Raw genomic sequence first — 1,204 nt, 5'->3', positions numbered from 1 at the left:
GCAGTTTTTACAATATTTTGCGTTTCTGTTCCTTCTGGAAGCTGATAAAGTCCCAAACCGAATTGGGGAATGACATTGCCATCATTTAATGTTAATTTTCTTTGCATTTTTTCTCCTTTTATTTTTTATCGCAAATTGCAAGTCCAAGTTAGCCAGCCAAGCTCATCTCATATGAACTCTTATAGTTGAACATTTTTCTTGGATAATGGTTCATCCAATACTCGATAGCGGCGACTTCTTCAGGGGTCGTCTTTGTTGTGCCTTTTGGCAGATGCCTACGAATCATTCGGTTATGGTTTTCATTCGTCCCTCGCTCAAAGCTCGCGTAGGCGTGTGCATAGTAAACTGGACAGCTTACGACCTCAGAGAGCCTTGCAAATTCATGGCCATTGTCAGGGGTAATGGATTTGAAGTCATAACTTTTTTGAAGTTCCACCAGCTCATCATTGACCGCCTGTGCTGTTTTCCCATCAATCAAGCGAATGATCTCCGTGCGGTATTTTCGCTCTGTGAGCGTCAAAAGCACCTTGTTCTTAGCTCTCGTAAGAATGACCGTGTCAATCTCGTAATGCCCCACTTCTAAGCGATTGTTAATGAACTCAGGCCGTTCTTCAATAGACTTACCAAAAGGATGCTTTGGCGCACGAGGTTTGATTTTCTTTGCCGCCTTATACTGCGGATAGAAAAGATGATGACGCTTGGCTTCTAACCAGCCCCAGTTGACCCAATTGTAGAGGCTGCTCAGAGAAACTCCTTTTAGAGCCTGATGAATGACTTCCAAAGAGTCCTTGTCTTCTTTAAGACGTGTACTCACATAACAATCAATCTCAGTCGTGAGTTTACTCGGACGAACACTGTGAGCCCTCAATCCTTCATAATTTTCTTGAGCCTTTTTAGCAGAGTATTTTACCTTCCGCTTGAGCTGGATTTCCCCTCGCTTCATCTCTCTGTCAATCGTCCCATGAGCTTTATTCAATAAGCGCGCAATCTCACGGTTGCTCAGTCCTTCTTTATTGTGCCAACGTTCAATGTTTAAACGGTCTTGATTGGTCAGGTGTTTCCCTTTGCTCTGGCTTGTGATAGAATAGTCTTGCATCTGAATTTCCTTTTTATACTATTTGGTCGAACTTCTAGTATAAGAGATTCAGATGTTTTTTGCTTGACTCAAGGTGGCTAACTTCATTTTACAATTTGCGGATTTTTC

General features: G+C 42.3%; 1 protein-coding gene. It reads right to left on the bottom strand.

The annotated features are described in order from the left end of the window. Window positions 1-148 precede the first annotated feature (148 nt). Complete coding sequence (locus tag AB0A61_RS41125; protein WP_003130410.1) at window positions 149-1,096, bottom strand: IS30 family transposase; 948 nt, start codon at window positions 1,094-1,096, stop codon at window positions 149-151. Window positions 1,097-1,204 lie beyond the last annotated feature (108 nt).

Origin of the sequence: Streptomyces sp. NPDC046197, assembly GCF_040646295.1 — a bacterium.
In the GTDB taxonomy this organism is placed as follows: Bacteria; Actinomycetota; Actinomycetes; order Streptomycetales; family Streptomycetaceae; genus Streptomyces.
This window is presented reverse-complemented; position numbering and strand designations above follow the sequence as displayed.

What these genes read in the sequence shown, in the direction of transcription:
- AB0A61_RS41125 (WP_003130410.1), bottom strand. Translation starts at nt 1,096, where the DNA reads ATGCAAGACTATTCTATCACAAGCCAGAGCAAAGGGAAACACCTGACC.